This is a genomic window from Curtobacterium sp. MWU13-2055 (assembly GCF_023242305.1).
Classification (GTDB): domain Bacteria; phylum Actinomycetota; class Actinomycetes; order Actinomycetales; family Microbacteriaceae; genus Curtobacterium.
Genome location: NZ_JALLIO010000001.1, coordinates 890,300 through 916,953, shown reverse-complemented (window position 1 = coordinate 916,953; position 26,654 = coordinate 890,300). Strand labels below are relative to the sequence as shown.

Below are 26,654 nucleotides of genomic sequence, written 5' to 3'. Positions count from 1 at the left end.
CGAGCCTCCCTTGCAACGTTTTCGAGAATGATGCATCGTTGGTTCCATGTCAACGCTGACGCCCACGACGGGCCTCCTCGAATCGGACTTCTACGGCTTCCAACAGCAGCTGACCGAGCCGGAGCGCGCGTCGATCGGGCGACTCCGCGAGTACCTCGAGCGCGAGGTCGTGCCCATCGCCGACGGGTACTGGGCCCGCGCCGAGTTCCCGATGCAGGTGATCGCGCCCCTCGCCGAGCTGGGCATGTACGGGCCGGGGATCCCGCTCGTGCGGCAGTTCGAGAACTCGGCCGTGTACCGCGGGTGGGCTGCGCTCGAGCTCGGACGCGTCGACGCCAGCGTAGCGACGTTCATCGGCGTGCAGTCGGGTCTGGCGATGAACTCGATCGCCGTCGCCGGCAGCGAGGAACAGCAGCGCGAGTGGCTGCCGCGCATGGCGGCCGGCGAGCTCATCGGGGCGTTCGGCCTGACCGAACCGCTGTCCGGCAGCGACTCCGCCCGTGGCCTGCGCACCACCGCCCGCCGCGACGGCGACACGTGGGTGCTCGACGGTGAGAAGCGCTGGATCGGCAACGCCACCTTCGCCGACGTCGTCGTCATCTGGGCGAAGGACGTCGCGGACGAACAGGTGAAGGGCTTCCTGGTCACCACGGACACCCCCGGCTTCACCGCCACGAAGATCGAGGACAAGATCGCGCTGCGGGGGGTGCAGAACGCCGACATCGTCATGCAGGGGGTGCGGGTGCCGGAATCGCGTCGGCTCCAGCGCGCCGACTCGTTCCGGTCGACGGCCGAGGTGCTCCGCCTGACCCGCACCGAGGTGGCCTGGCAGGCCGTCGGCATCGCAGTCGGCGCCTACGACGCGGCGCTCGCGTACGCCCGCGAGCGGATCCAGTTCGGTAAGCCCATCGCCGCGCACCAGCTCGTGCAGGACCTGCTCGTCAAGTCGCTGTCGAACATCACGGCCTCGATCGCGCTCTGCACGCAGGCCTCGGCCATGCAGGACGCCGGCGTCGGGGGCGACGAGCACTCCGCCCTGGCGAAGGCGTTCGCGACCGCGAAGATGCGCGAGACCGTCGGCTGGTGCCGCGAGGTGCAGGGCGGCAACGGCATCGTGCTCGACAAGGGCGTCGCCCGGTTCTTCGCCGATGCCGAGGCGATCTACTCGTACGAGGGCACGCGCGAGGTGAACACGCTCATCGTCGGTCGGGCGATCACCGGGCAGGCCGCGTTCGTCTAGCAGCCCGCCCGGCGCGCTACCCGAGCAGCTCCGGCCGCTCCCACTCCTGGCCGAGCACGTGCTGCCCGAGGAACGCGAACACCGTCTCGTACCAGACCACGGCGTGCTGCGGCGAGAGCACCCAGTGGTTCTCGTCCGGGAAGTACAGGAACCGGTGCGGCATCGTGCCGTCGTCTGCCGCGTGGTGCTCGGCGAGCTCGGACCACAGTCGCAGCCCCTCGCCGATCGGCACCCGGTAGTCCTTGTCGCCGTGGACCACGAGCATCGGTGACGTGATGTCCGCCACGAACCGGTGCGGGTCGTTGGCCTCGATGCCGGCGGCGTCGAAGATCGACGACCAGTACTGCGACGAGTCCGTGGTGCCGTTGAACTGGTCGAGCGCCCACAGGCTCGCGTGCGTGACGATCGCGCGGAAGCGGTCGGTGTGCCCGGCGACCCAGTTCGCCATGTAGCCGCCGAACGAGCCGCCCATCGCCGCCGTACGGGTCTCGTCGATGTCCGCTCGGGCCTCGACCGCGTCCGTGATCGCCAGCAGGTCGGTGTACGGCGCCTGCCCCCACGCGTTCCATCCACGGTTCACGAAGTCGAGCCCGTAGCCGGTCGACAGTGCGGGGTCCGGCAGCAGCACGGCGTACCCGCGCGCCGCCAGGAGCATCGGGTTCCACCGCCACGACCACTGGTTCCACGAGTTGAGCGGTCCGCCGTGGATCCAGAGCAGCAGCGGGTGCGGCCCGTCACCGTCCGGCACGACCAGCCAGCCGCGCACGCGCGCGCCGTCGGCCGCGGTCGTCTCGACCTCTTCCAGGTGCGCGGGGACCTCGGGCAGAGGCGCGGGCGTCGCGAGCGGGGTCACCTCGCCGTCCGTCGCGATCCGCACGGGGTGCGGTGGTGCCGCCCAGGAGGCCCGGAGCGCCACGACCGCGCCCGTCGCCTCCGCCACGCGCAGGCTCGAGTACGCCCAGTCGTCGTGGGTCAGCTGCTCGACGGCTGCGCCGTCGAGCGGGATGCGGAACACGGGCGCCCGGCCGTCCTGGTCGGCCACGGCGAGCAGCGCCCGGTCGCCGTGCTCGAACACGAGATCGCTCGGCCAGCGGTCCCAGTCGGTGGCGATGCGGTGCGGGTCCGACCCATCGATGCCGGCGGTCCAGACCTCTTGCTGGTTCGCACCGGCGGGGGTGGAGCGCACCGTCCGGACCCACGCGATCGTGCGACCGTCGTGGCTCAGCGCGGGCATCTCGTGGTCGACGTCGGCGTCGTCGAACAGCACCGTGCGGTGGCCGCTGGTGCAGTCGATCGTGACGAGCGTCGAGCGGTCCCCACGGGCCTCCCGGACCCCCACGGCTGCCAACAGGACGGAACCGTCGGGCGTGAGTGCCCCGGCGACGTGGTCCAGCGACCGGCCGGGAGCCGGCGTGCGGTCGGTGAGGCGGGGGAGCGCGGTTGCGTCCTCGGCGTGGTCTTCGGTCTGGCCCTCGGCCAGGTCGAGCGTGAGGACGTGCGTCTGGTCGGGGCCGAGGTCGTGGTCCCAGTACCGGACCGGGTACGTCTCGTGCAGGATCGCGCGGACCTTCTTGTCCGTGCGGGCTTTGCGGAGCTGGGCGTCGGTGTCGACCACGGTGGCCGGGTCGGTACCGGCGCTGGGCAGCAGGTCGGCGGTGAGCGCGACGGTGTCGGCGGCCGCAGCGGTCGCCAGGACGCCGCCGACCCCGCCGGTGAGCAGCGTGAGGGGGCGGGCTTCACCACCGGCCGCCGGGAGGACCCAGAGCTGGGCGGCGTCGACGTCGGCGGCGTCGGCGTCGGGGCGGGCGGAGACGAAGAGCAGGTCGCCGGTGCGGGTGAAGGCGATGCCGCCCTCGCCCTTGGCGGAACGGGTGAGGCGGACCGGGCTGGCGGTGGGTCCGTCCGCGTCGACGGTCGGGGCCGCGGGCACCTGCCAGATCGAGCGCCGGTACCCGGTGCGGTCCGGGTCGAGCACACTGACCGTCAGGGCGACGCGCTCACCGTCGGGGCTGATCGCGATCCCGTCGATCCGGGGGAGCGCGATGTACTGGTCGAGGTCGGAGAACGGCGTCGTCATGCGACCACGCTCACCAGGTCATCGGCCCAGAAGGCGGCGATCTGTTCGGCGACCGCCGTCCCCTGGGCGCGGCCGGCTTCGGCCGAGGGGGCCTGGGTGGCCAGCGAGAGCGAGTTCGTGCCGAAGGCTTCCTGCGCGGTGCTGTCCGCCACGACGACCTCGACCGAGCTGCCGCCGGCGCGGAGCGACTCGACCGCGACGTCGAGCCACGGGCCGACCGGCGACGGACCCTCGGGACCGCAGGCGATCACGAGCACGCGTTCGTGACCGGCAGCGGCGTCGGCGTTCGTGCCGGAGCGGACCCCGCCGTCGACGTACGGTCGGCCCTCGATGCCGACGGGCGACCACACGAAGGGCACGGAGCAGCTCGCGGCGACCGCGAGGGGGAGCGGGACGCCGTCGGCCGCGGTCAGCAGTCGGAACGTGCCGTCGGTGGCGTCGACCGCGGTGATCGCGAGCGGCTTCGCCGGCCAGTCGGTGGACGGCAGGGTCTCGGTGAAGGTCGCCACGCGCTCGTCGTCGGACTGTCCGTCGGTGACCTGCTGGGCGGCGAGGCCGAGGCGGGCGCGCGCGTCCTGCTCGCCGGTCGCCCCCTCGAGCGCGGCACCGATCCGCTGCTGGACGGCGTCGGTGTCGATGGCCGGCGGCTCGACGTAGGTCGTCGGCGCGGGCGTGTGCTGCTGGTCGTACGCCTGCTGCACCGCGCCGTTCCGGACGAAGGCCCCGACGACGCTGCCGGCGCTCGTGCCGACGACCAGGTCTGCTGCGTCGAGGTCGACGCCGGCGTCCTGCAGGGCGGTGAGGACGCCGACCTCCCAGGCGATGCCGGCGACACCTCCGCCACCCAGGACGAGGGCTCTGGATCCGGGAACGGGCGTGCTGGCATCGGTCATGGGTCTTGCTTACCAGGTGCGTGCGACGGGCCGGTGGAGCCCGACGGATCCTGTGGAGAACCGACCTGTGGACAACTCCGTCTGCGTCGGTGGCGTGACCTAGCGTCGTGGTCATGGGGCAACAACGTTCAGGACGGGTCGGCACGGTCGGGTGGCCGATCGTGGTGGCGGCGGCGCCCACTGCGGCGTTCCAGCTGCCGAACCTGTTCGTCACCCCGGCGGTCCGACTGTCGCTCGTCGTGTTCGGGCTCGTCGTGCTGGCCGGTGCCGTGGTGGTGCAGGTGGTCCGGACCCGACGCAGCGACGCTGCGCGGGCGGTGGCCGAAGAGAACGCGACCGGGGCCGGACTCGAACAGTCGACGGCGGTCCGGTACGCGTTCGGCCAGATCGCCACCAGGCTCGTCCGGTTCACCGAACTGCCCCGTTCCGAGCGCCACGGCGAACTCTCCGTCGTCGCCGACCGGGTCGCCGTGGCCCTGGCGTTCTACCTGCTGCCGAAGGTGCCCGACGTCCGTGCCAACGTGTACCAGCTGTCCACCGATCTGCGTGCGCTCGAGCCGATCGGTCACGGGGGTGCCGGCGACACCGCCGGGGTCTTCCGCGCGGGCACGCCCTACGGCGACCGCAACCTCGAGTGGGTGCTGGTCGGGGGATCACCGCGGATCGTCGGCGACCGCTCGGCCGACGTCGACGTGGACCAGGACGTGCCGGGCTTCGAACCGCGCTACTCGTCCTACGTCTCGGTGGTGATCCGGTCCGACCAGTACTCGTTCGGCATGCTCACCGTCGACTCCCCGGTCCCCGACGCCTTCACCGAACTCGACGCCAAGAACATCGCGATGATGGCGTCGTTCATGGCCGTGGCGTTCTCGTTGACCTACTCGTTCCCCGAGCGCGACCGCAATCCAAGGAAAGGCCCGTGATGCTCACACGCTCTGTCGGACGCTCGACGTACGATGCCCTCATGACGACCGTGAACCCTGCTCCGCCGTCGTTCGGGCGTGCCCGGATCTCATCGCCGAACTGGAACGACACCACCACCGACGCCGACTACGAAGACCTCGACGTCATCGCCGCCAACATCGAGCGCGAGCGCGAAGCAGCCCGGATCCGGGTCGCCGCAGCCATCGCCGCGCGCCTGGGTCGCTGACCCTTCCCGCATCGTCCACCACGAACGGCTCCCACGGGTGTGGGAGCCGTTCGTGGTCTGGGCGTCGGGGCTACTACGCCTGGGGCACGTCGATCAGCACCTTGCCGACGGTGTCCTGCTCGACGGCGTCGTGCGCGTCCGCGGTGCGGGCGAGGTCGAAGCGGGTGAGCGGCAGTCCCGCGTCCGCGCCGACCGGCAGCACGCCGTCGTGCAGCGCCTCGGTGACGTCCTCGGCTGCTGCGGCCAGGGCCTCGTCACCGATCGTGTAGAGCAGCAGGAACTGGTAGCGCGCGTTCACGCTCATGTTCGGGCGGATCGGCAGCGTGGCCTCGTCGCCGCCGTTGTTCGCGTAGATCGACACGACGCCGTGGTTTGCGAGGACTTCGGCGACCAGTTCGGCGTTCTGGGGGATCGACACCTCGACGACGATGTCGACGCCGTCCCGCGCGATCTCGCGGATGCGAGCCGCGGCGTCGTCCTGCCGGTAGTTCACGACGTGGTGGGCACCCGCCGCGGTGGCGAGTGCGGCCTTGTCGTCCGAGCTGATCGTCGTGATCACCGTCGCGCCGGCCCAACGGGCGAGCTGGATCGCCGCGTGCCCCACCGCTCCGGCACCACCGGCGACGAGCACCGTGACGCCGTCGAGCGCACCGGGGCCGAGTCGTGCGGGGCCGTCCTCGTGCGTCGTGAGGGCGCGGTGCGCGGTCATCGCCGGGACACCGAGCGAAGCACCGATGTCGAAGCTCGTCTCGTCGGGCAGGCGGACCGCTCGGGTCTCCGGCACGACGGTGTACTCCTGTGCAGTTCCGGTCGGGCGCGAGGCGGCGGCCATGAAGAGCCACACGCGGTCACCGACGGCGAGGTCCTCGACACCCGGGCCGACCGCGTCGACGACACCGGCGCCGTCCTGGTTCGGGGTGATCTCGGGGAAGGGCAGTCCGTCGCCGTAGGTACCGCCCGCCCGGGCCTTCCAGTCCGTCGGGTTCACGCCGGAGACGACGACGCGGACGCGGACCTCACCGGCGCCGGGTTCGGGGACGTCCCGCTCGACGAGTTCGAGGACGCTGCTGTCACCGGGCTTCGTGTAGACGATCGATCGCATGTCCCAAGGCAACCACTCGCCGCCGTCGGGGATTCCGAGTGTGCGCGTGGTGGCACTTCGTGAGCACAAATGGTCGGGTGTGCGCCGCCGACCCGACCATTTCTGCTCACGAAGTGCCCCCGCCCGCCGCGCCCGCGCCCGCCCGCCCGCCCGCGGCGGCTCAGCGCGAGTCGTACTCCACGCGCGACACCGCGACGTCGTCCATGTGCGACGTCGCCCACGCCTCGAGCGGCTCGAGCACCCGGCGGAGCGACCGCCCGCGATCGGTGAGTTCGTACTCGACGTGCGGTGGGATCTCGGGGAACACCGTGCGGGTGACGAGTCCGTCCCGCTCGAGTGCCCGGAGGGTCTGCGTGAGCATCTTCTGCGACACGCCCTGCACCCGGTTCGCGATCGCCGAGTACCGTTGCGGCCCGTCGGCGAGGGTGCCGATCGTCAGCACGCTCCACCGGTCGCCGATGCGGTCGAGCAGCTGGCGACTGGGGCAGTCGGCCGCGTAGGGGCTGTACTCGAGTGCTGACATCTGACGTGGCCTCCGTGGCGAACGAGCTCCGTAACGCACCGTGAGGTGCCTACTTACTCAAAGAGAGTAACTCTTGTACGGTGAGCAGCACCAGCCCCACGAAAGGAACAGCATGACCAGCATCGTCGTCTTCGGAGGCACCGGCTACGCCGGCTCCGCCATCACCCGCGAAGCCCTCTCCCGTGGCATCGCCGTCACCGCCGTCGCGCGCGACACGAGCAAGCTCGACGCCGCCGAGGGCCTGACCCTGGCGCAGGGCGATGCCTTCGACGCAGACTTCGTGGCCGAGGTCACGAAGGACGCGGACGTCATCGTCGTCGCACTGCACGCGGTCCAGTCGGACGGCAGTGAGCTCAAGGACGAGTTCCAGCACTTCGTCGACGCTGCGGCCAGCGCCGGTGCGCGTCTCGGCATCGTGGGCGGCGCCGGTTCGCTGCTCGTCGCCGACGGTGGACCGCGCCTGTTCGACTCGGCCGAGTTCCCGGACGCGTTCAAGGGCGAGGCGAAGAGCCACGCGCAGATCCTCGACGCGCTCCGTGCCTCGGACACCGACGTCGACTGGTTCTACGTCAGCCCGGCCGCCGGTTACGGCAGCTACAACCCGGGCGAGCGTCGTGGCACCTACCGCACGACCGACGAGGTCCTGCTGACCGACGCCGAGGGCAACTCGGACATCTCCGGCGACGACTTCGGCCTGGCCTTCGTCGACGAGATCGCGAACCCGGCGCACCACCAGGCCCGTTTCGGCGTGGCTTACTGAGGCGGTTCGCTTCCGCTTCGCACAACCAAGGTCACCCGGAACCGCGCAACGGCGTGGTTCCGGGTGACTTTGGTTGTGCGGCGCGCGTCCGGCGCGACCAGGCGGCGGACGGGAGGCGCGGGGCGGGGCCGCCACGGGCCTCCCGTCCGCCGGGCGGGTGCGCCCACCGCCCCGCTCAGTGGGCGACGATGGCCGGCAGCGGCACGTGGTGGCGCATGCGCACGGCCAGGTGCAGGCCGCCTCGGCGGGCGAGGACGAGCGCGATCACGGCGGCGGCCGCCGCGGGCACCCCACCGGCGACCATCATCCCGACGTGCGCCCCGAAGTGGTCGACGACCTGGCCCATGAGCGGCCCACCGATCGCCTGACCGCCGAGCAGCACGAGCACGTAGAGCGACATCACCCGGCCGCGGATCGCCACGTTCGACGACAGCTGCACGAGTGAGTTCGACGCGGTCTGGAACAGCAGCTGCGACATCCCGACGGCGACGAGCGCCACGGTGAACGGCGCGATCACGGGGATCGACCCCGAGACGACGAGCAGCACCCCGGTCCAGAACACCCCGCCGACGATGGTCCGGAGCCGCACGACCGCTCGACGTGTGGAGAGCAGCGCGCCGACGAGCGCACCGATCGCCACGGCCGAGTTGAACACGCCGTACCCGGCGGCGCCGACGTCGTACACCTGTGACGCGAAGGCCGACAGCAGCACGGGCATCGTCAGGGCGAACACCGAGAAGAACGCGACGAGGATCACCGGCACGATGATCGTCGGCTTGTTGACGGCGTAGCGGAGCCCCTCGATCAGCTGCCCCTTGCCGCGGGGCGCCGGGGGCGTCCGGTGCAGCTCCGAGACCTTCAGGAACCCGAGCGTCACGACGACGGCGACGCAGGCGATCGCGTTCACGCCGAACGACCAGCCGGCCCCGACGGCGACGAGCAGCGCCCCGGACAGCGCGGGACCGATCATGCCGCCGAGCTGGAACACCGACGAGTTCACGCTGATCGCGTTGCGGAGGTGCTGGTGTCCGACGATCTCGGTGACGAACACCTGGCGGGCCGGGTTGTCGATGACGGTGACCATCCCGACCAGGAACGCGATCACCCAGATGTGCCAGGCCTCGACCACACCGGCGAGCGTCAGCACGGCGAGCAGTGCGGACAGCACCGCGAAGGCGCCCTGCGTGATCATCATCAGCGCGCGCTTCGAGAACCGGTCGACGAGCACGCCGCCGAGCAGCCCGAACAGCAGCATCGGCGCGAACTGGCAGGCGACGGTGATGCCGACCTGCGCGACCGAGCCGGTCAGCTGCAGGACGAGCCAGTCCTGGGCGATGCGCTGCATCCACCCGGCGGTCATCGCGACGAGGTTGGTGGCCGTGAACAGCCGGAAGTTCGGCACGGACAGGGCGATGAGGGTGTGCCGCCAGGGCGGGCGGGTGGCCTGGATCGGGAGTGGTTCGGTGGGCGGGGGGAGGGTCGTCGATGACGCACTCACGGTGAGGGGTTCTCCGGACGTCGTTGCGGATCTGGTACCCCAACGAAACTACGTGGCCGCGGGCCATTCGACACCCCTATGGTGGCTATCAATCCATTGCGATGTCGAATGACCGAGCGAACGACCGCGCGAACGACCGCGCGACACTCGCACGAACGAACGAGGTGCCCGTGCTCGATCCGGTCCTGCTGCAGACCTTCCTGGCCGTCGCCGAGACGCAGAGCTTCACGCAGGCCGGTGCCCGCCTCGGCATCAGCCAGCCCACCGTCTCCCAGCACGTCCGGCGGCTCGAGACCGCGGTGTCCCGCACGCTCGTCGCCCGCGACACCCGTGGCGTCACCCTCACCGACAACGGCGACGCGATGGCCGGCTTCGCCCGGACGATCCTCGCGGCCCACGCCACCGCGGATGCGTACTTCTCGGGGTCGGCGACCCGTGGGCGCCTCCGGTTCGGTGCGGCCGACGACCTCGCGATCACGCAGTTGCCGCGCATCCTCCGGGACTTCCGGCGGCTGCACCCGCAGGTGAACCTCGAGCTGACGGTGAACCAGTCGTCACCGCTCCTGCGCCGGGTGCACGCCGGGCAGCTCGACCTCGTGTTCATCAAGCAGACCGCGGGGGAGTCCGCCGAGGGGACCCGGGTCGCGACCGACCAGATGGTGTGGATGGCGCAGGACGGCATCGCGGTCGAACGCGACGAGCCCGTGCCGCTCATCGCGTACCAGGCGCCGAGCATCAGCCGGCAGATGGCGATCGACGCCCTCGAGGCCGCGGGCCGCACCTGGCGGATCACCTGCAACACCCGCGACGTGAACGGCGTGCTGGCGGCGGTGCGGGCGGGGATCGGCGTGGCGGTGTTCCCGCACTCGCTCATCCCGGCGGACCTGGTGAAGGTGTCGCAGCGGCTCGGGTTGCCGGATCTGCCGGCGGTCGACTACGTCCTCATCGCCAACCCGACGGTGCAGCGCGAGCCGATCGACGCCCTGACGAACGCGATCCTGTCGCGCGGGGTCGTCCGCGCCGTCTGACCGCCAGCCGAGGGGCCGAACCGGAGACCGAGCCCGCTACGGCGCGAGGGTCGGGGTCGTCCCGGTCCCGGTCAGGTCGGGCAGCGTCACCCCGGCGAGCGGCAGCAGCGCCGACGCGACGGCCCACAGCAGCACGAGCGTTCCGACGCCACCGAGCACGGCGCCGAGCAGCGCGACCGGCCGCTGCCACGTCGCCGCGCGGTCGCGCAGCGTCACGAGCGACACCACCAGCGCGAGGAGTCCGAGCACGACACCGACACCGTGCACGGTCGCCGGCGCGGTGAACCACCAGGCCGCGAGTCCGAGCGTCGCGATGCCCGCCACGGCGCCCAGGACCGCCCCGGGCGTCGCACCGAGTACACGGCGCGGCTCCGGCTGGGCGGCTGCGGCCACGGGCTGGTCGAGCAGTTCGGTCGGGAGGCCCGGCTCGGCCCCGACGGACGCGGTCGCCTCCGCCACGGGTGCGGTCGACGGCACGGTGGCGTTCGTGGCCGCGGGTGCAGCCGCGGACACCGGCGCCTGCAGGACCGCGTCGAAGGAGCGCATGTGGGTGGAAGCCGGCGTCGGTGCCGGGGTCACGACGGCGGCGGCGGCCTGCTGGTGGGCGAAGCGGCGGGGCGTGCGGAAGCCGATCGGACCGACGGGTTCGGGCTCGGTGCCCTCGACGACGACGTGCTCCAGGCCGGGCACGGAGAACCGGGGCTGTCCGGCGGAGGGCACGGGCGACGGTGCGGGGGCCGGTGCGGTGCGGGGAGCGGCGTCGATCGGTGAGACCGGGGCCGGTGCGGAGGCCACGGCGGCGGTGTCGAACGGCACGGTGTGCACGGTCGGTGATGTCGGGGCCGGTGGCAGGAGGTCCTGCTGCGGCGGGTAGTCGGGGACCGTGACGTCGTCCTCGACCAGGGTGGCGATGGACGCAGGCTCCGGCGTCGGCGCTGCCGTCGGGTCGAGCGTGGCGGTCGGCTGCGGGGCGGAGCCGACCACGGTGGTGGGAGCCGGCGCACCGTGAGCGGCGCGCGACGTGGCGGGGGTGGGACGGGCCTCCTGGCCGGTGCTCGCTGCGGAGTCGGACGCGACCCGCCCGGCGGACGGTTCGACGACCGGTGCGGTCACCCAGGACGGCACGGGACGGCGCGGCCGTTCCGAATCCTGCATGCGATGCGACGCCACTGCGGTGCTCCCTTCGTCGACTGATCCATCGTCAGTTCTAGCGGCAACGGTCGCGGATGTCGCAGCCCCAGTTCCGGGGTCGCCGGTACGTTCGGGGCATGACCGGAATCGAACACCGTCCACTGGGTCCCTCGGGGCTCGTCGTCTCCACCGTCGGCCTCGGCTGCAACAACTTCGGGCGGCCGGGGACCGCCTCCGAGTCGCAGGAGGGCACGGACGCCGTCGTGCGGGCGGCACTCGACGCCGGGGTCACGCTCTTCGACACGGCCGACATCTACGGTGGCCGGCCCGGCATGTCCGAGGAGATGCTCGGCCGGTCGATCGCTGGGCGGCGTGACGAGATCGTGCTCGCGACGAAGTTCGGCATGGACATGCAGGGCGCGAACGGGCCGGACTGGGGTGTGCGGGGATCGCGGCGGTACGTCCGGTTGGCCGTCGAGTCGTCGCTCCGTCGCCTCGGCACGGACTGGATCGACCTGTACCAGATGCACCGTCCCGACGACGTGACCCCGATCGAGGAGACGCTGTCGGTCCTCGACGACCTGGTCCGCGAGGGCAAGATCCGCTACATCGGGCACTCGAACTTCGCGGGCTGGCAGATCGCCGAGGCCGAGCTGACCGCGTCGATCGCCGGCACCACGGCGTTCGTGTCCGCGCAGAACGAGTACAGCCCGCTCGCCCGAGCCGCCGAGGCCGAGGTGCTGCCGGCCGTCCGCGCCTACGCCCTCGGGTTCCTGCCGTTCTTCCCGCTGTACAACGGGCTGCTGACCGGCAAGTACACGAAGGCCGGGGGGCCGGCCGACGGGCGCCTGTCGACGGCGAAGCCGCAGCTGCTCGAGGACGCCCCGTGGGACGTGCTCGACGACTACCAGCGGTTCTGCGACCACCGCGGCGTCACGATGCTGCAGGCGACCTTCGCGTGGTTGCTCGCGCAGCCGGGGTTGTCGAGCGTCATCGCGGGGGCGACGAAGCCGGAGCAGATCACGCAGAACGTCGAGGCCGGCACCACGTGGGAGCCGACCGAGGACGACATCGCCGACATGACGGTGATCTTCGACCGGGCGTAGGCGGGCGCGGGTCGGCGGGCCCGGCGCCGGGTTTCGCGCTGGGCGACAGTTCACGGGCTCCGCAGCTCGTGATGTGTCGCTCAGCGCGAAACCGCGCGCGTCAGCGGGTGGCTGCCTGCAGTGCGTCGCGCAGCTGGTCGGCGGTCAGGCGCGGGCCGTAGCCGGGGGTGTCCCGCTGGATGCGCCAGCCCTCGGCGAGGGGTCCGGCGTCGACGACGTCGAAGCCGAACTCGTCGATGAGGTCCGCGGTGACCTGCTTCGCCTCGGCGTCGTCGCCCGCGATCACGAGGGCGCGACGGTCCGGGGTACGGGCCGGGCTGGCGTGGCCGGTGAGGTCCGCGGCGCCGATGTGGTTGAACGCCTTGACGACCCGGGCGCCGGGCAGGTGGTCCTGCAGCAGCTCGGCCGTCGTCGTCGACTCGTCGTCGAGCGCAGGGATGTGGCCGTCGCGCTCCCAGTAGTAGTTGTTCGTGTCGATGACGACCTTGCCGACGAGCGGCTCCGCCGGGATCGTCTCGATTGCGGCGAGCGGCACCGTCACGACGACGACCTCGCCGGCGGCGGCGGCTTCGTCACGGGTGACCGCACGGGCCTGGTCGCCGAGTTCGGCCACCAGGTCGGCCAGGGTCTCGGGGCCGCGGGAGTTCGCGATCACGACCTGGTGGCCGTACTGCACCGCGAGCCGTGCCAGTTGGGATCCGATGTTGCCTGCGCCGATGATGCCGATCGTTGTCATGGTGTCCATCCAACGCTCGGCGGCCACGAGCATTCCCGGTGGGGCACGTGCGCCCCGGGCGGAGCATGATGGCGGCATGGACCACGAGTTCCGCGACGAGACCGACCACGACCGCTACGCGATGTACGTCGGCGGCGAGCTCGTGAGCGTGCTCGACTACCGCGAGAACGGCGACGCGATCGCGTTCCCGCACACGTACACGGTGCCGAAGCACCGCGGGCACGGCTACGCGGCCGAGCTCGTCGAGTACGCGGTCGCCGACGTCGAGACGAACTCGACGAAGCGGGTCGTGCCGATGTGCTGGTTCGTCGGCAAGTGGTTCGACGAGCACCCCGAGAAGTCAGACCTGCTCATCCGCAGTGCCGCGGACTGAGCCGACGCGAGAAGAGCGCCCCATGCCCACCATCACCCCCTTCCTCTGGTACGACGACCAAGCCGAGCAGGCCGCCCGGTACTACGTCGACCTGTTCCCCGGTAGTTCGGTCGACAGTGTGGCGAAGACCCCGGACGGCGCGACCCTTGTCGTCGAGTTCACGTTGCTCGGGCAGCCGTACCGGGCGATGAACGGCGGCCCGGGACACCCGCACACCGATGCCGTCTCGTTCCAGGTCGACGTCGACACGCAGGACGAACTCGACCGCATCTGGGACGCCCTGCTCGCCGACGGCGGGAAGCCGAGCATGTGCGGCTGGTTGTTCGACCGCTGGGGTGTCGCCTGGCAGGTGACCCCGTCGATGATGGGTGAGCTCATGACCGGTTCGGGCGACCCCGAGGCGAACGCCCGTGTCTTCCAGGCGATGATGACGATGCAGAAGCTCGACATCCCCGCGCTCCGGGCCGCAGCTGCAGGTCACTGAGCCCGAATATCGCGTACCGACCGGTATGGTGTCGGCACAGAAGACCGCCGGCCGGCGCCGGCACCGAAAGGCTGGAGCCACGATGGACCACCCGAGCTCCGGGATCCGGAACAGCGAGATCGGCCGGGCGTACACCGAGCTCGCCCGGATCACCCGACGTGCGAGCATCCGTGCCCGCGGGTCCGACCAGGCACTGAGCGTCGTCGACCAGTCCCTCGTCGACTTCGTGGTGCAGCACCCCGGCTGCATGGCCATCGACATCGCCCGGTACCTGCGCCTGAACCGCTCGACGATCTCGCGCCAGCTGTCCGGGCTCCTCGCCACGAAGCTGATCGAGACGACCGACGGCGGCACCGGCAACGCGAAGCCCCTCGTGGCGACGGACGCCGGTCGCACCGCGCTCGAGCGTTCCGTGCAGCTGCACCGGGATGCGCTGGAGGAACGGCTCGCCGGCTGGTCCGACGACGACATCGCCCTGCTCGCCGGACTGCTCGAACGGCTCGGCGCCTCGGACGAGGCCGGACTGCCGATGCCCGGACGATCCTCGACGTGACCACGTCGTTCGTCCTGCTCTCCGACACGCACCTGCCGAAGCGGGCGAAGGACCTGCCCGTGGCGCTCTGGTCCGATGTCGACGCCGCCGACCTCGTCGTGCACGCGGGGGACTGGGTCGACCTCGCCACCCTCGACGCCGTGCAGGCCCGATCCCACCGGTTCGAAGGCGTTCGCGGCAACAACGACGGCCCCGAGTTCGACGACCGGCTGCCGCTCGTCGCGCACTTCGCGGTCGAGGACCTGCGGTTCGCGCTCGTGCACGAGACCGGTGCCGCGACGGGCCGGGAGCGCCGGATGGCCGCCGAGTACCCGGACGTCGACGTGCTCGTCTTCGGGCACTCGCACATCCCTTGGGACACCGTCGCACCGACCGGGCTGCGGCTGCTCAACCCCGGCTCGCCGACCGATCGCCGTCGGCAGCCGGACTTCACGTGGATGCGCGGGACGGTGACCGGCGCCGACCTGGCCGTCGAGCTGGTGCGCCTGCCGCCGCCCGCCCGCTGAGGCCACCCGCGCCGACGTTTCGCGCCAGACGACACCTCGCGGGTCGACGAACCCGTGAGGTGTCGGTCAGCACGTGAACTCGCCAGCGGCCCCCACCAGCGGCATCGCGAAGAACGCCAGCTCCCACTCGGTCGAGCGGCGGAACGCGCGCGCCATCCGCCCCCGCTCGATCGGGGTCGCTGCTGCCGCCATCTCCTCGACCAGACGGGTTGCCTCGGCACTCGACGCCGCGAAGCCCGGGTCGCCGTACGCCGTGATCCAGTCCGCGAACGCGTGCCCGTCCGGAGCCGCGCCGAGCTGCGCCCCCACCCAGGCGTAGACCCGGAAGCAGGGGAGCACCGCTGCGGCGAGCACGGCCGCCGACCCGGAGTCCGCCGCCTCCTGCAGGTGTGCGAGGTACCCGGCGCACGTCGGGTGGACGGGGTCGTCGGCGTGGGTGCCGGCGAGGCGTCGGTGGTGCAGGTCGCGGGCCTCGGCGGCGCAGCCCTCGGACGCCGCAGTCCAGAAGGCGGCAGCCGCAGGACCACGACCAGCGCCGGCAGCCGCAGCACCAACACCCGCAGCACCAACACCCGCAGCGCCGGCAGCCGCAGCGCCAGCGCCAGCAGCGCTCGCCGCCAACGCCGCCAGGTGCTGCTCGTAGGCCCGCAGGTAGTGCACGTCCTGCGCGAGGTACCCGGCGAACACGTCCGCGTCGAGCGTCCCGTCCCGCAGCCCGACCAGGAACCCGCACTCGATCGTGGCCTGCAGCACCGAGCCGACGTCGGACCACCACACGTCGGTGAACCGGACCACGGGCAGCGACGCGCGGATCACGGCGCCGTGGTCGATGGGCCCGTTGCCGGACCCGACCTCCAGGGCATCGGCTCCCCGCAGCGCAGCCGTCAGCCAGGGCTTCGCCACCCCGACCGCGAGTTCCCACTCCCCGTGCCGCGCAGCGAGCGTCGCGATCGCACTCGACAGGGAGCACCCGGTGCCGTGCGTGTTGGCGGTCGCGACGCGGGGACCCGTGAACCGCCGAGTAGACCCCGACGGCGACACGAGCACGTCGTCGGAGGTCGGCCCCTCGTCGTGCCCGCCCTTCGCCAGCACGAGCACGTCCCACGTCGACGCCACGAGCCGCGCAGCGTCCAGCGACGACAACGACGCAGGCGCCGCACCAGCCGCAGAACCAGCGGCACCAGCACGAGCACCACCAGCCCCAGCCCCGGCCAGCTCCGCCAACACCTGCAACTCGGCCCGGTTCGGCGTCACCAGGTCGGCCAGCCCGAACAGTGCACCCATCGCGGCGGCGGCGTCCTCGTCGAGCAACCGGTCACCACTCGTCGCCACCATCACCGGGTCCACGACGACCACGGGCGGCCGGTGCTCCCGCAACCAGTCCGTCACGACGCGGACGACCGGTGCTGTGCCGAGCATCCCGACCTTCACAGCGTCGATCGTGACGTCGTCCGACACCGCGTCGAGCTGCTCCCGCAGGAACGCGACGTCCGGCACGTGCACCGACCGCACCCCGTGCGTGTTCTGCGCGACGAGGGCGGTGACCACGCCCATGCCGTACCCGTCGTGCGCCGCGATCGCCTTGAGGTCGGCCTGCAACCCAGCACCGCCCGTCGGGTCGGTCCCGGCGATGGCCAGGACGCGCGGGACGCTCACGACTCCGCCCCGTGGTGCGACGAAGCCCCCGACAGGAGGAACGGATCGCCCGCCGCGAGCCGCCCCGGCTCCGCCCCGTGGCCGGGTCCAGAGCTCCACGCGGCCACGTACGCGGCCGCTGCGGACCCGGGATCGGCCGCGGCGCAGATGCCCGACACGATCGCGACCCCGGCTGCGCCCGCTGCCCGGAGCGGCGCGACGTCGTCGAGGGTCACCCCGCCGATCGCCACGCACGGCACGTCCGTCGCTGCCGCGAGCCGGGCGAACCCGTCGTGCCCGAGTGCCGGCGGGTGGTCGGCCTTCGTGGTGGTGGGGTGCACGACCCCGACGCCGAGCAGGTCCACGGTGCCGCGGGGCAGGCGGGCGACGACGGCCAGGTGCTCCGGGGTGTTCGCGGTCAACCCGACGTGCGCGTCCGGCCCGAGCAGGGCACGAGCAGCGGTCACGGGGACGTCCGACTGGCCGAGGTGCACCCCCGCGACCCGGTGTCCCGCGTGCTGAGCGGCGAGGGCGACGTCGAGCCGGTCGTCGACCACCACGGCGGCCCGGTCGCCCACGGCGTCGGCCACGGCAGCGGTCAGGGCCAGCAGGTCGCGCGCCGAGGCGTCCTTGTCCCGCACCTGTACGATCCGGACCCCGGCGTGCACCGCGGCGCGGACCACCCCGAGCACACCGACACCGTGTCGGTCGGCCAGCGTGCCGTCGGTGACCAGGTACACGCCGAAGTCCTCCGGAAGCCCGCTCATGCCGGCACCACCAGGGACGCAGGCTCGGCCTCGACCTTGATCCGGGCCTCGCGGACGACGTCCTCGGGGGTGAGGGACGCCAACCGGTCGAGGAACAGCGGCTGGAAGGTGCCGGGGCCACCGGCCTCGCGGGCGGCGAGCTCCGCGGCGATCGTGTGCACCGCGGTCGCCGCGACGGCGGCCGCGCCGGCGTCGTCGGGCGCGACCGCCGTGAACGCGGCGACGACCGCGCCGAGGGCGCACCCGCCCCCGGTGATCCGCGTCAACAGCTCGGTGCCGTTCGCGACCCGGACCACACCGGTGCCCGGCGCGACCAACAGGTCGACGGGACCCGACACGGCCACCGCGGCCACGAGCCTCCCGGCCGCCTGACCGGACACGGCGTCGACCGCAGCCGCACGGGCGTCCTCGGTGCCCACCGTGCTGTCGACGCCGCGGCCACCGGCCGACGTGCCGAGCAGAGCGAGGACCTCGGACGCGTTGCCGCGCAGCACCGTCGGGTGCAGCGCCAGCAGGTCGCGGGCCAGGGCGGTGCGCACCGGCAGCGAGCCGACCGCGACGGGGTCGAGCACCCAGGGGGTACCGGTGTCGCGGGCGGCGTGCGCGGCCTCGAGCGCCGCGACCCGGGGTTCGGCGTGCGGGGTGCCGGTGTTCACCAGCAGGGCGTCGGCGACCCGGGCGAACGGTCCCGCCTCGGTCGCCACGTCGACCATCGCGGGCGAGGCCCCGAGGGCGAGCAGCACGTTCGCGGTGACGTTCTGCACCACGGTGTTCGTGATGCACTGCACCAACGGGCTCCGGGCTCTGACGGCCTCGAGCAGTTCGGCGGTTCGGTGGGCCCAGGCAGGGGAGGGCGCAGCGGTTTCCATGGACGATCCCTTCGCGAGTACGAGCTCGAGCAGGTTCGACGGGTGTGATCTCAGCCGCTGGTTGCGGCACCCCGTGTCTCGATCGACACCGTACACGAGCAGCTGCGCCGTGCCACGGCTCGTCGTCTCCGGCCCCGTCGTCTCCGGTCACATGCCCTGCACCGTGTGACAGGGTTGGTGTGTGCCAGACTCCACGCCTCCCGGACCGCCACCGGGCCCCCGCGACCCCGGCGATGCCTGGGCGGTCGGTCCCGACGGCACCAAGGCCTGGGGACTCTTCGGCGCCGCAGGGCTGCTCGTCGACGACGGCGCCGGACGCGTGCTCCTGCAGCACCGCGTCGAGTGGAGCCACCACGGCGGCACGTGGGGCATCCCCGGCGGCGCACGACACCAGGGCGAGGAGGCCGTCACCGGTGCGCTCCGCGAGTCCGCCGAGGAAGCCGGTGTGCCGCATGACGGCGTCGACCTGCGCCACACGGCACTGCTCGACCTGGGGTTCTGGACCTACACGACCGTGGTGGGTCGTGCCGCTCGGCCGTTCGAACCGGTGATCGCGGACCGTGAGAGCCTCGCCCTGTCCTGGATCCCCGTCGACGAGGTCGACGACCTGCCGCTCCACCCCGGGTTCGGGAGGTCGTGGCCGGCACTCCGCGCGTCCCTCACCACCACCCCGCACGTCGTCGTCGACGCGGCGAACGTCGTCGGCAGCGTGCCCGACGGCTGGTGGAAGGACCGGGCGGGAGCCGCTGCACGCCTGCTGTCGTCCGTGACGGCGCTCGCCGAGTCCGGGGTGACCGCCGACGTGCTGGCACTGCCGTTCGCTCGCTGGTGGCCGCGGTGGACCGTGGTGCTCGAGGGCGAGGCCCGCGAGGCCCGGGGCGCCTCCGGGTCGTCGGACGGCGCACTGCCCGGTGCACTGCCCCGTGCACTCGACGTCGTCGCAGCGCCGGGTTCGGGGGACGACGCCATCGTGGACGCCGCTCGTGCCGCGGTCGAGGCCGGCGACGGTCCCGTCGTGGTCGTCACCGCGGACCGGGAGCTCCGTGCCCGCGTCGAGGCGCTCGGTGCCGTGGTGCACGGGCCGTCCTGGCTGCGCGACCAGTTCTAGCGGCGCTACGCCGTCGGCAGGTACCGCCGCGACGACACGAGCACCGCGCCCCACGACACGACGCCGAGTCCGACGATCACCCAGAGGACCACCGGCAGCGCCACCACGTTCGCGATCGCCGCGATCACGGCCGGCGCCAGGAACCCCGCGTACGCCGCCGCGTAGAACACCCCGGTCAGTCCGGCCAGGTCGCGGGACCCCGCGATCCGCTGCACCTCGAGCAGCGACGACACCAGGGCGAGCCCGATCCCGACGCCGATGACGACGTTCGCGACGAGCCCGATCACGACGGACTGCAGCTCGATCGCGACGACGACCACGGCGATGCCGGCGGTCATGCACGCGAGGGCCGTCGTGAGTCCGCGGGCCGAGGTCAGCGAGTGCACGCGCCGCGCGAGCGGTTGGACCGCGCTGGACACCCCGAGGGCGACGACGGTCGCGGCGGTGGCGAACAGCAGGCCCCACGCGCCGGTGGCTCCGGTGAGCCGGGTCGGCAGGTAGCCGTACCCGATCGCCGCCGAGCCGAAGATCCACGGGGCGGTGACGAGCACCACGCGGGTGAACCGTCGGTGCCCGGCGCTCGGCACCCGAAGCTGCCGCCACCACGGACCGGGGACCCCGCCGGAGCGGTTGGTCTCGGGGGTGCGCCCGACGACGACGGCGAAGGGCAGGGCGACGACGATGTGGACCAGGAAGGGCAGCACCTCGGGGATCGGGCCCCACTGCGCGATGAGTCCGGCCACCAGCGCGCCGGAGGCCGAACCGAGCGTGAACGCCAGCGAGGCCCGACGGGCACCGGACCCGGCGTCTGCGGCGGGGTCGAAGCGTCCCTGCGACAGCTCCTTCACCCAGCTGTTGCCGACGGCCATCGCGATGCCGACGGTGATGCCGGAGAACAGCCGTCCGGCCGCCAGGAACCCGGGGCCGAGTGGTCCGAGCGCGAGCAGTCCGCTGCCGACGACGGCGGACACGATGGCGGCGAGCATGAGGGGCTTGCGGCCGTGCCGGTCGGACAGGGACCCGGCGACGAGCAGCGCCGGCGCGAGCCCGAGCACGTAGACGCCCAGGAAGACGTTGACCACGACCGACGAGTAGTGCTCGCGGCCCTCGTACATGAGCAGCAGGGGCGAGAACTGGTTGCCGCCCCACGAGCAGACGAACACCGCACCCCACACGGCGACCCAGGGCATCACGCGCGCCGAGGGGACGGACAGCGAGCCGGTGGTGGGGATGCTCCCCGTCGCGCTCACAGGGCACCCCGGTGCGAGGCGACGTGGGCGTGCAGGACCTCGGCGTAGCGGGCCGCGTCGCCTGCTGCCAGGGCTGCCGCGAGGGCTCGGTGGTCGTCGAGCGAGGCCTGCAGCTGCGACGGCTGCACCCGCATCAGCTGGTGTCGGAGCCGGTTCTGCCGGTCACGGAGCGTCTGGGCGAAGCGCACCGCGATCGCGTTCCGCGACGCGCCGATCACCGCACCGTGGAACGCCGCGTCGACCTCGATGAACCGGTCGACGTCGCCCGTCGCGACCGCCTGCTCCTGCTCCGCCAGCATGGCCTGGAGGCCCGGGGTGACGTCCGCCACGCGGCCGTCGGTCACGACTCGGGTCGCCGCCGTGGCCTCGATCGCCTCGCGCATCTCGAGCACGTCCGCCGCCTCGTTCGGTGACATCGGGCGCACCACCGCACCCTTGCGGGACTCCAGGGTGAGCAGGTCCTCGGCGGCCAGGCGCAGGAAGGCCTCGTGCACGGGGGTACGGGACACCCCGATCTCCTGGCACAGGGCGTTCTCGCTGATCGCGGTCCCACCGGGGAGGTCGCCGCGGATGATCGCCCGCTTGACGTGGTCGTACGCGCGGTCGGATGCGGCCTGGGTCGTCGTGTGCTGCTCCACGGTGAACGATCGTACGCCCTTGCATGCAACGCTGCATGCCGTCACGTGACGTGTTGTTCACACCACCGGGTCACACGCGGCGGCGCACGTCGATACGCTGGCCGGACGTCAACGGAGACGCACACACAGGAGGTTCCCCATGGAGCGGATCACCAGGGCCGACGACCGAGTCCACCGCCCGGCCGGACCGTGGACACCGACCGTCCACCGGCTGCTCGCACACCTGCACGAACAGGGGTTCGTCGCGGCACCGGAACCGATCGAGCACGGCGACACCCTCGAGACGGTGTCGTTCGTCCCCGGGGTCGCGGGGGAGTACCCGTGGACCGAGGACGTCGCGAGCGAAGCCGCCCTCGTCACGAGCGCACGACTGCTCCGGCACTTCCACGACGCCGCGACCACGTTCCCGCGTGACGGGGCGCGCGACTGCTGGTCACAGGCGGAACGCACCCCCGTCGAGACGATCGTGCACGGCGACTTCGCCCCGTACAACTGCGTCTACGACGGCATCCAGGCCGTGGGGCTCATCGACTTCGACACCGCACACCCCGGCCCCCGGGTCTGGGACGTCGCGAGTGCCGTGTACCGGTTCGCCCCGTTCACCACCGGCGCCGTCGAGGGCATGACCGCCCCGGACCTCGACGACCGGCTCGCCCGCGCAGCCGAGTTCTGCCGCGCCTACGACCTCGACGACCGCTCCCGCAGCGTCCTCGCCGAGACGATGGCCGCGTCCCTCGTCGCGATGGTCACCACCATGGAGACCGAGGCCGCCGCCGGCAACCCGAAGTTCGTCAGCGACCTGGCACACGGGCACGCCGACCTGTACCGGGCCGACGTCGCCTACATCGAGCAGCACGCCGACGCCATCGCCGCAGCCGTCGCGTGACCCCGACCCCTGCGCAGCTCCGCACGCTGCGGCTCGCCGCGCAGGGGATCGCCGTCCCCGGCCTCAGCCCCACCGCGGCCGTCGAACGGATGACCGCCGTGCAGGGGCAGGACCTCGGCCAGGTCCTCTGGGCCATCGGGGTCCGCGCACCAGGGGCCACCCGGGACGACGTCCGCGCCGCCTTCGACCGCGGCGAACTCGTCCGCTCCTGGCCGATGCGGGGCACCCTGCACGCCATGCGCCCCGACGACCTCCGGCTCCTGCTCTCCCTGACCGCCGAACGGACCCTGCGCAGCATCGCCCGACGCGCCACCGAACTCGGCATCGACCAGTCCCTGCTCGCCCGAGCACGGGACACCACCGTCGCCGCACTGTCCGGCGGCCGCGCCCTCGTCCGCGACGAACTCTTCGACGAGTACCGCGCCGCCGGCATCGACCCCACCGCCGGCCGCGGCTACCACCTGCTGCTGCAGCTCTCGCAGGAGGGACTCGTCGCCTGGGGGCCCACCGCCCGCGTCGGCCAGGGACTCGTGCTCCTCGACGAGTGGGCACCGGCGCTCGCCGAGGTCCCCGACCGCGACGAAGCACTCCGCCGGGTCCTGCTCGGGTACCTGCGCGGCCGAGGCCCCGCCACCGAGGCCGACGCCGCCAGCTGGACGAAGCTCCCGCTCGGCGACCTCCGCCGTGCCCGGGCTGCAGCCGGCGACACCGTCGAGGACCTCGGCGACGGACTCCTCGCGCTCGCCGACCGACCCACCACCGGCGGCACACCCACCGGCCACCTGCTGCCCGGGTTCGACGAGTACCTGCTCGGGTACGCCGACCGCTCCGCCCAGCTCGACCCCGCACACGCCGACCGGGTCGTCCCGGGCGCCAACGGCATGTTCCTGCCCATGGCCGTCGTCCGCGGGCGGGTCGTCGGCACCTGGAAGCGGACCGAGCGCGCCAGCGGGGTGGCCGTCACCGTCACACCCTTCGCGGCACTCGACACGGCATCGGTGCGCGCGCTCGAGGCGGCCGCCGCCCGGTACGCGCGGTTCCTCGACGCGCCCGTCGCGTTCGGGGTGGTGGAGGCGACCAGCCGCTGACCGCAGCTTCCCTCGCCAGCTCCACCGCACCTCCAGGCCGTCCCCAGCAACCACGCGGCGGACTCGTACCCTGCCTCGGGTAATGTCGCAGGGCCATGACCGACAGCCCGGCCGACGCCACCCCGTACGAAGTCCTCGGCGTCCCCGCGACCGCCGACGACGACGCGCTCCGCCGCGCCTACCGGCGCGCGGCCCGCGAATCCCACCCCGACCTCGGCGGCGACGCCCAGCACTTCCGCCGCGTCCAGCTCGCCTGGGAACGCATCGGCACGCCCGCAGCGCGCCGCGCCTACGACGCCGGCTCGCGCGGCTCGTTCAGCAGCAGCGGCGCCGGCCCGTTCAGCACGTCCGGTGCGTCCGGTTCGTCGACCGGGAGGCCCGACACCGGTCGCGACGCCTACGCACCCCCGTCAGCCCGTCGCGACACCCGCCCCCGCGCCCGGTCCCACGGACACCCCGGCGGGCGCTCGCGAGAGGTCTTCCTGCAGGCAGAACGCGAATGGGTCGGACTCGGCGACCCCATCGAGGACCCCTACGACCCCACCCTCATCCGCTCGGCGCCCCGACACATCCGACGGCTGCTCGGCGAAGCGCTCGCCGAAGAGGCCACCGCCTCGATCGTCTCGGACATGGGCATCGGCGTCACCGTCTGGCACGACCTCGACGCCGGGGCCGAGGGCAAGCTCGACCACGCCGTCCTGACCCCGAGCGGGCTCTGGGCCGTGGAGTCGATCGACTGGGGAGCCCCCGTCCGGGTCGAGCACGGCGACATCGTCGGGGAGACCCTGGCGCCCGGCGAGCGTCCGGTGAAGGAACTCGTCCGCGCCGCCCGCGCCGTGCAGAAGCAGACCCGGGTGCGGTTCACCGGCCGGTTGCTCGTCGTGCCGGACTCCGCGGTCGAGGTCGACGTGCAGCTCGTCGGCTCCCCGAAGAAGCCGACCGCGCTCGTCGTCCGCCGCAGTGCGCTCGGGCAGGTCCTGAACGGCGTGTGGTCCCCGCCCGGATCGGTCGACGTGTTCGAGATCCGCGACCGATTGCAGCAGACCGTCCGCTTCGTCTAGCGACGGGCGTCAGTAGCCGCGGAGCTTCTCGAGGTCGCGGCGCTCCCGCTTGCTCGGGCGTCCGGCACCGCGGTCGCGCATCGGCACGAACCCCGCCTCTTCCTTGGACAGCCGCGGCGGGGTCTTGTCCTCGAAGTGCTTCGCGGCCTCGGGAGCGCTCGTCCGCTTCAGGATGATGCCCGTGACGACGACGATCCGGTCGAAGCCGTTCTGCCGCACCCGGACCTCGTCGCCGGGGCCGATCGGCTGCGCGGGCTTCGCGCGCTCCCCGTTCACCCGGACGTGCCCGGCCTTGCACGCGGCGGTCGCAGCGGAGCGGGTCTTGGTGATCCGCACCGCCCAGATCCAGCTGTCCACGCGAGCCTTGGCCATCCCCTCACTCTAGGCGGCCCCTACGCTGGGCGGGTGAGCACCGGGGAACAGGCGGCGATCGCGCGGGCCCGTGCGCTCGGCGTGCTGCACGACGCCGCGATCGGGGACCGGCTCGTGGTCCGGGCGCACCACGGCGACGGCGCACAGGACGCCCTCGGGGACCTCGTCGCCCGCACCCCTGCCACCGTGACGATCGCCACCCGCCGCGGCCCGGTCGAGGTCCGGCTCGACGACGTCGTCGCCGCGAAGCCCGTCCCGCCGCCCCCACCCGCGCGCGCGCCCCGCCGCTGACCTCGCACCGTGCGAGGTTCGTGCGCCGTTGGTCGCGCTCGCACGGTGCGGGGTTCGTCAGGCCGTGCGAGCGAGGTTGCTCGGTGCGAGCTTTCTGCGCTGCACGGAGCCGCCAACCTCGCACCGGTTGGCGGCGGACGCACCGTGCACGTCTCGCGTCGCCGCGCCCGCACGGTGCTCGGTTGGTCAGGCCGTGCGAGCGAGGTTGCTCGGTGCGAGCTTTCTGCGCTGCACGGAGCCGCCAACCTCGCACCGGTTGGCGGCGGACGCACCGTGCGAGGCGCACGGCGAGCCACGCCGCGCGCGCACGGCGAGCCGCACCCCTCCGCACCCCGCACCCGACGTAGCCTCGACCCATGGCAGTCCCCGTCCCGCTCGGCACCGAGGACCGCACCGCCCGCCTCACCCTCCGCCGCCCCGACCAGTGGCGCCGCGAGGACTCTGCCCAGGCGGACCTGCGCGTCACCGGCGACGACATCGTCCTCACCGTCCGATCCCGACCCAGCGACCGCGCGATCGGCGACGAGAACACGGGCCTCCTCGCGAGACTGCCCGGTTCCGTCGAAGGGCTGCTGCTCGTCGGCTGCGACACCTGGACCGCCGCCGGGGCTCCGGCGCGCCTGGTCGAGTACGTCCGTCCCGACGAGCACGGCGACGTCGCGGGTGCGCACCTGCTCTTCGTCACCGGGCGGCACCGCGTCGACCTGACGATCGAACGCCCCCTGGCACGACTGCTCGAGACCGACGAGCTCGTGTTCGCGGTCCTCGAGAGCGTCCGCGCCACCGAGCCGTCCCCGGTCCGCCCCGAGCGCGACCTCGAGCCGCTGCCCACCCCGGCGCCCGGCCCGGAGCTCGACGGGCCCCGCCTGAGCGCCGACGCGGTCGGCACGCTCAAGAGCCTCGCCGGACGCCGGTGGAACCCGACGCTCCTCCGCACCGCGGCGGGCCGCGAACTCATCGAAGCGGGCCTCGTCGGCCGACTCGGCACGCTGCCGGAGTCGACGCAGACCCTGCTCGAGCCGTGGCAGGGCGATGCCCAGCCGGTCACGCTGGAACAGCACCTGCCCGATGGTGGCGAGTCGCGCCTCCAGGCCTGGTCGCAGACCGTCGTGGACGGGACCGCCGAGGCGGGCGCGGTGGTCGCGTCCGTCACGCCGGACCGCGCGGTCGCGCTGACGGCCGGGAGGCTCGGCATCGGCCCGACGTGGACCTTCCCGTTCCGCACGGGGTCGCTCCCAGGGCACCTGCTCGGCCGCCGGCTGGCCGGCGGCTCCGACGCACCGGACCTGCCGGAGGCCCTCGTCGAGGCTGATCCGCGGCTCGCGCGCTTCTGGGCCGCGCCGTGGACGGTGTCGTACCTGCGTCGGCCGGGCAAGCCGAAGCCCGTGACGATCGTGCGCGCCGAGGGCATCGGCTTCGCCCGCGTGGGCAAGACGGAAGCCGGGGAGACCGTCTTCCAGACGGACTCCCCGGCCAACGTGTACCGGTCGGTGGTGCGGGCGCTGCTCGGCTGAACGGATTCCAGACAC

29 protein-coding genes and 1 riboswitch are annotated in these 26,654 nt (G+C 72.8%); of the genes, 16 read left to right on the top strand and 13 right to left on the bottom strand.

Annotated features, from left to right (window positions below; all coding sequences use genetic code 11):
• The first annotated feature begins 46 nt into the window (after positions 1–46).
• A complete protein-coding gene (locus M4960_RS04165) occupies positions 47–1,240 on the top strand; it encodes an acyl-CoA dehydrogenase family protein (protein ID WP_248703519.1) in 1,194 nt (397 codons plus the stop codon).
• Positions 1,241–1,256: 16 nt separating this feature from the next.
• On the opposite strand, the gene M4960_RS04160 is transcribed toward M4960_RS04165, so the two are convergent.
• Both M4960_RS04160 and M4960_RS04155 read right to left on the bottom strand, forming a co-directional pair.
• Positions 1,257–3,317 carry an alpha/beta fold hydrolase gene (locus tag M4960_RS04160; RefSeq protein ID WP_248703518.1) on the bottom strand — a complete coding sequence of 687 codons (2,061 nt, stop codon included), beginning with the start codon at positions 3,315–3,317 and terminating at the stop codon, positions 1,257–1,259.
• Positions 3,314–4,210 carry a patatin-like phospholipase family protein gene (locus M4960_RS04155; protein WP_248703517.1) on the bottom strand — a complete coding sequence of 299 codons (897 nt, stop codon included), beginning with the start codon at positions 4,208–4,210 and terminating at the stop codon, positions 3,314–3,316. Before M4960_RS04155 ends, M4960_RS04160 begins: the two co-directional genes overlap by 4 nt.
• 113 nt (positions 4,211–4,323) lie before the next feature.
• On the opposite strand from M4960_RS04155, the gene M4960_RS04150 reads away from it, so the two are divergent.
• The gene (locus M4960_RS04150; RefSeq protein ID WP_248703516.1) at positions 4,324–5,133 is read left to right on the top strand and encodes a hypothetical protein; all 810 of its coding nucleotides are present in this window, start codon (positions 4,324–4,326) and stop codon (positions 5,131–5,133) included.
• A 41-nt stretch (positions 5,134–5,174) separates the two neighbouring features.
• Positions 5,175–5,360 (top strand): hypothetical protein, encoded by a 186-nt coding sequence (locus tag M4960_RS04145; RefSeq protein ID WP_123312988.1) that lies wholly within the window; start codon positions 5,175–5,177, stop codon positions 5,358–5,360.
• Positions 5,361–5,433: 73 nt separating this feature from the next.
• Here the strand turns inward: M4960_RS04145 and M4960_RS04140 are convergent, their stop codons facing one another.
• A complete protein-coding gene (locus M4960_RS04140; RefSeq protein ID WP_131879032.1) occupies positions 5,434–6,462 on the bottom strand; it encodes an NADPH:quinone reductase in 1,029 nt (342 codons plus the stop codon).
• 160 nt (positions 6,463–6,622) lie between these two features.
• On the bottom strand, positions 6,623–6,985 hold the full coding sequence (locus M4960_RS04135) for a helix-turn-helix domain-containing protein (protein WP_248703515.1): 363 nt from the start codon (positions 6,983–6,985) through the stop codon (positions 6,623–6,625).
• Between the two features lie 112 nt (positions 6,986–7,097).
• On the opposite strand from M4960_RS04135, the gene M4960_RS04130 reads away from it, so the two are divergent.
• Positions 7,098–7,745 (top strand): NAD(P)-dependent oxidoreductase, encoded by a 648-nt coding sequence (locus M4960_RS04130; RefSeq protein WP_173168345.1) that lies wholly within the window; start codon positions 7,098–7,100, stop codon positions 7,743–7,745.
• Positions 7,746–7,920: 175 nt separating this feature from the next.
• Here the strand turns inward: M4960_RS04130 and M4960_RS04125 are convergent, their stop codons facing one another.
• Positions 7,921–9,243, bottom strand: a complete 1,323-nt coding sequence (locus M4960_RS04125) for an MFS transporter (RefSeq protein ID WP_123292432.1) — start codon at positions 9,241–9,243, stop codon at positions 7,921–7,923.
• A 170-nt stretch (positions 9,244–9,413) separates the two neighbouring features.
• Between M4960_RS04125 and M4960_RS04120 the strand changes: the two genes are divergently transcribed.
• Positions 9,414–10,271, top strand: coding sequence for a LysR substrate-binding domain-containing protein (locus M4960_RS04120; protein ID WP_123292823.1), 858 nt, complete (start codon positions 9,414–9,416; stop codon positions 10,269–10,271).
• A gap of 36 nt (positions 10,272–10,307) precedes the next feature.
• Here M4960_RS04120 and M4960_RS04115 read toward each other — a convergent pair whose 3' ends face one another.
• On the bottom strand, positions 10,308–11,384 hold the full coding sequence (locus M4960_RS04115; protein ID WP_248703514.1) for a hypothetical protein: 1,077 nt from the start codon (positions 11,382–11,384) through the stop codon (positions 10,308–10,310).
• A gap of 155 nt (positions 11,385–11,539) precedes the next feature.
• Between M4960_RS04115 and M4960_RS04110 the strand changes: the two genes are divergently transcribed.
• Positions 11,540–12,508 (top strand): aldo/keto reductase, encoded by a 969-nt coding sequence (locus tag M4960_RS04110; RefSeq protein ID WP_248703513.1) that lies wholly within the window; start codon positions 11,540–11,542, stop codon positions 12,506–12,508.
• 100 nt (positions 12,509–12,608) lie between these two features.
• On the opposite strand, the gene M4960_RS04105 is transcribed toward M4960_RS04110, so the two are convergent.
• On the bottom strand, positions 12,609–13,244 hold the full coding sequence (locus M4960_RS04105) for an NADPH-dependent F420 reductase (RefSeq protein WP_248703512.1): 636 nt from the start codon (positions 13,242–13,244) through the stop codon (positions 12,609–12,611).
• Positions 13,245–13,320: 76 nt separating this feature from the next.
• Between M4960_RS04105 and M4960_RS04100 the strand changes: the two genes are divergently transcribed.
• From M4960_RS04100 to M4960_RS04085, 4 genes are all read left to right on the top strand, one after another.
• Entirely contained in the window at positions 13,321–13,617 is a 297-nt protein-coding gene (locus tag M4960_RS04100) for a GNAT family N-acetyltransferase (RefSeq protein ID WP_123292435.1), read from the top strand.
• Positions 13,618–13,639: 22 nt separating this feature from the next.
• The gene (locus M4960_RS04095) at positions 13,640–14,101 is read left to right on the top strand and encodes a VOC family protein (RefSeq protein WP_134193478.1); all 462 of its coding nucleotides are present in this window, start codon (positions 13,640–13,642) and stop codon (positions 14,099–14,101) included.
• An 82-nt stretch (positions 14,102–14,183) separates the two neighbouring features.
• Positions 14,184–14,654 carry a MarR family winged helix-turn-helix transcriptional regulator gene (locus M4960_RS04090; RefSeq protein WP_123939187.1) on the top strand — a complete coding sequence of 157 codons (471 nt, stop codon included), beginning with the start codon at positions 14,184–14,186 and terminating at the stop codon, positions 14,652–14,654.
• Positions 14,651–15,160, top strand: coding sequence for a metallophosphoesterase (locus tag M4960_RS04085; RefSeq protein ID WP_248703511.1), 510 nt, complete (start codon positions 14,651–14,653; stop codon positions 15,158–15,160). The genes M4960_RS04090 and M4960_RS04085 overlap by 4 nt, the downstream gene beginning before the upstream one ends.
• A 66-nt stretch (positions 15,161–15,226) precedes the next feature.
• Here M4960_RS04085 and M4960_RS04080 read toward each other — a convergent pair whose 3' ends face one another.
• From M4960_RS04080 to thiM, 3 genes are all read right to left on the bottom strand, one after another.
• Complete coding sequence (locus tag M4960_RS04080; protein ID WP_248703510.1) at positions 15,227–16,816, bottom strand: bifunctional hydroxymethylpyrimidine kinase/phosphomethylpyrimidine kinase; 1,590 nt, start codon at positions 16,814–16,816, stop codon at positions 15,227–15,229.
• Entirely contained in the window at positions 16,813–17,562 is a 750-nt protein-coding gene (gene thiE, locus M4960_RS04075) for a thiamine phosphate synthase (RefSeq protein WP_248703509.1), read from the bottom strand. The genes M4960_RS04080 and thiE overlap by 4 nt, the downstream gene beginning before the upstream one ends.
• The gene (gene thiM / locus M4960_RS04070) at positions 17,559–18,431 is read right to left on the bottom strand and encodes a hydroxyethylthiazole kinase (protein ID WP_248703508.1); all 873 of its coding nucleotides are present in this window, start codon (positions 18,429–18,431) and stop codon (positions 17,559–17,561) included. The genes thiE and thiM overlap by 4 nt, the downstream gene beginning before the upstream one ends.
• Positions 18,420–18,515: riboswitch (TPP riboswitch) on the bottom strand. (Overlaps the previous gene by 12 nt.)
• Before the next feature lie 97 nt (positions 18,516–18,612).
• Between thiM and M4960_RS04065 the strand changes: the two genes are divergently transcribed.
• Positions 18,613–19,539, top strand: coding sequence for an NUDIX hydrolase (locus M4960_RS04065; RefSeq protein WP_248703507.1), 927 nt, complete (start codon positions 18,613–18,615; stop codon positions 19,537–19,539).
• Between the two features lie 5 nt (positions 19,540–19,544).
• Here M4960_RS04065 and M4960_RS04060 read toward each other — a convergent pair whose 3' ends face one another.
• Complete coding sequence (locus M4960_RS04060; RefSeq protein WP_248703506.1) at positions 19,545–20,789, bottom strand: MFS transporter; 1,245 nt, start codon at positions 20,787–20,789, stop codon at positions 19,545–19,547.
• On the bottom strand, positions 20,786–21,427 hold the full coding sequence (locus M4960_RS19610) for a GntR family transcriptional regulator (RefSeq protein ID WP_133938183.1): 642 nt from the start codon (positions 21,425–21,427) through the stop codon (positions 20,786–20,788). The genes M4960_RS04060 and M4960_RS19610 overlap by 4 nt, the downstream gene beginning before the upstream one ends.
• Positions 21,428–21,566: 139 nt before the next feature.
• Here M4960_RS19610 and M4960_RS04050 point away from each other — a divergent pair, with 139 nt between their 5' ends.
• From M4960_RS04050 to M4960_RS04040, 3 genes are all read left to right on the top strand, one after another.
• A complete protein-coding gene (locus tag M4960_RS04050; protein ID WP_123292443.1) occupies positions 21,567–22,313 on the top strand; it encodes a phosphotransferase enzyme family protein in 747 nt (248 codons plus the stop codon).
• Positions 22,310–23,401, top strand: a complete 1,092-nt coding sequence (locus M4960_RS04045; protein ID WP_248703505.1) for a winged helix DNA-binding domain-containing protein — start codon at positions 22,310–22,312, stop codon at positions 23,399–23,401. The genes M4960_RS04050 and M4960_RS04045 overlap by 4 nt, the downstream gene beginning before the upstream one ends.
• Before the next feature lie 95 nt (positions 23,402–23,496).
• Positions 23,497–24,462, top strand: coding sequence for a DnaJ domain-containing protein (locus tag M4960_RS04040; RefSeq protein ID WP_123939180.1), 966 nt, complete (start codon positions 23,497–23,499; stop codon positions 24,460–24,462).
• A 9-nt stretch (positions 24,463–24,471) separates the two neighbouring features.
• Here the strand turns inward: M4960_RS04040 and M4960_RS04035 are convergent, their stop codons facing one another.
• Complete coding sequence (locus tag M4960_RS04035) at positions 24,472–24,834, bottom strand: RNA-binding S4 domain-containing protein (protein ID WP_123292446.1); 363 nt, start codon at positions 24,832–24,834, stop codon at positions 24,472–24,474.
• A 33-nt stretch (positions 24,835–24,867) separates the two neighbouring features.
• Here M4960_RS04035 and M4960_RS04030 point away from each other — a divergent pair, with 33 nt between their 5' ends.
• Positions 24,868–25,125 (top strand): hypothetical protein, encoded by a 258-nt coding sequence (locus M4960_RS04030; protein ID WP_248703504.1) that lies wholly within the window; start codon positions 24,868–24,870, stop codon positions 25,123–25,125.
• A gap of 356 nt (positions 25,126–25,481) precedes the next feature.
• Entirely contained in the window at positions 25,482–26,639 is a 1,158-nt protein-coding gene (locus tag M4960_RS04025; protein ID WP_123672592.1) for a hypothetical protein, read from the top strand.
• The last annotated feature ends 15 nt before the right edge of the window (positions 26,640–26,654 follow it).

Excerpts from the sequence above, each read along its gene's own strand:
- M4960_RS04135 (WP_248703515.1), bottom strand. The coding sequence starts at position 6,985 with ATGTCAGCACTCGAGTACAGCCCCTACGCGGCCGACTGCCCCAGTCGC.
- M4960_RS04160 (WP_248703518.1), bottom strand. The coding sequence starts at position 3,317 with ATGACGACGCCGTTCTCCGACCTCGACCAGTACATCGCGCTCCCCCGG.
- M4960_RS04095 (WP_134193478.1), top strand. The coding sequence starts at position 13,640 with ATGCCCACCATCACCCCCTTCCTCTGGTACGACGACCAAGCCGAGCAG.
- M4960_RS04145 (WP_123312988.1), top strand. The coding sequence starts at position 5,175 with ATGACGACCGTGAACCCTGCTCCGCCGTCGTTCGGGCGTGCCCGGATC.
- thiM (WP_248703508.1), bottom strand. The coding sequence starts at position 18,431 with ATGGAAACCGCTGCGCCCTCCCCTGCCTGGGCCCACCGAACCGCCGAA.
- M4960_RS04090 (WP_123939187.1), top strand. The coding sequence starts at position 14,184 with ATGGACCACCCGAGCTCCGGGATCCGGAACAGCGAGATCGGCCGGGCG.
- M4960_RS04040 (WP_123939180.1), top strand. The coding sequence starts at position 23,497 with ATGACCGACAGCCCGGCCGACGCCACCCCGTACGAAGTCCTCGGCGTC.
- thiE (WP_248703509.1), bottom strand. The coding sequence starts at position 17,562 with ATGAGCGGGCTTCCGGAGGACTTCGGCGTGTACCTGGTCACCGACGGC.
- M4960_RS04150 (WP_248703516.1), top strand. The coding sequence starts at position 4,324 with ATGGGGCAACAACGTTCAGGACGGGTCGGCACGGTCGGGTGGCCGATC.
- M4960_RS04100 (WP_123292435.1), top strand. The coding sequence starts at position 13,321 with ATGGACCACGAGTTCCGCGACGAGACCGACCACGACCGCTACGCGATG.
- M4960_RS04130 (WP_173168345.1), top strand. The coding sequence starts at position 7,098 with ATGACCAGCATCGTCGTCTTCGGAGGCACCGGCTACGCCGGCTCCGCC.
- M4960_RS04025 (WP_123672592.1), top strand. The coding sequence starts at position 25,482 with ATGGCAGTCCCCGTCCCGCTCGGCACCGAGGACCGCACCGCCCGCCTC.
- M4960_RS04050 (WP_123292443.1), top strand. The coding sequence starts at position 21,567 with ATGGAGCGGATCACCAGGGCCGACGACCGAGTCCACCGCCCGGCCGGA.
- M4960_RS04035 (WP_123292446.1), bottom strand. The coding sequence starts at position 24,834 with ATGGCCAAGGCTCGCGTGGACAGCTGGATCTGGGCGGTGCGGATCACC.
- M4960_RS04155 (WP_248703517.1), bottom strand. The coding sequence starts at position 4,210 with ATGACCGATGCCAGCACGCCCGTTCCCGGATCCAGAGCCCTCGTCCTG.
- M4960_RS04140 (WP_131879032.1), bottom strand. The coding sequence starts at position 6,462 with ATGCGATCGATCGTCTACACGAAGCCCGGTGACAGCAGCGTCCTCGAA.
- M4960_RS04165 (WP_248703519.1), top strand. The coding sequence starts at position 47 with ATGTCAACGCTGACGCCCACGACGGGCCTCCTCGAATCGGACTTCTAC.
- M4960_RS04105 (WP_248703512.1), bottom strand. The coding sequence starts at position 13,244 with ATGACAACGATCGGCATCATCGGCGCAGGCAACATCGGATCCCAACTG.
- M4960_RS04110 (WP_248703513.1), top strand. The coding sequence starts at position 11,540 with ATGACCGGAATCGAACACCGTCCACTGGGTCCCTCGGGGCTCGTCGTC.